The organism is Corallococcus praedator (genome assembly GCF_003612125.1).
Classification (GTDB): domain Bacteria; phylum Myxococcota; class Myxococcia; order Myxococcales; family Myxococcaceae; genus Corallococcus; species Corallococcus praedator.
On sequence record NZ_RAWI01001175.1, the window covers coordinates 1 to 423 of the forward strand.

Consider the following 423-nt stretch of genomic DNA (forward strand, 5'->3'; position numbering starts at 1 on the left):
GGGCGCTGGGCGCCACGGTGGCGACGTTGCTTTCGGTTTCCGCACAGGCGCAGACGATCCGAGCGGTCATGCATGCCGACATCAAGATCATCGATCCGATCTGGACCTCGGCCTACAACGTCCGCAACTACGGCTACATGGTCTACGACACGTTGCTGGCCATGGACGAGAAGCTCGCGGTGCAGCCGCAGATGCTCGAAGGCTGGAAGATCAGCGACGACAAGCTCACCTACACCTTCACCCTGCGCGACGGCCTCAAGTTCCACGACGGCGCGCCGGTCACCTCCGCCGACTGCATCGCCTCGCTGCAGCGCTGGGCGCCCAAGGACGCGATGGGCCAGAAGTTGTTCTCGATGGTGAAGGAGTTGACGCCGGTCGACGACAAGAGCTTCGTCATGGTCCTGACGGAGCCCTATGGCCTGG

1 protein-coding gene is annotated in these 423 nt (G+C 63.4%); it reads left to right on the top strand.

Annotation, left to right across the window (positions count from 1 at the left end; genetic code table 11):
- On the top strand, positions 1-423 hold a 423-nt coding region (locus D7Y13_RS43600; RefSeq protein ID WP_244222495.1), incomplete at both ends, for an ABC transporter substrate-binding protein.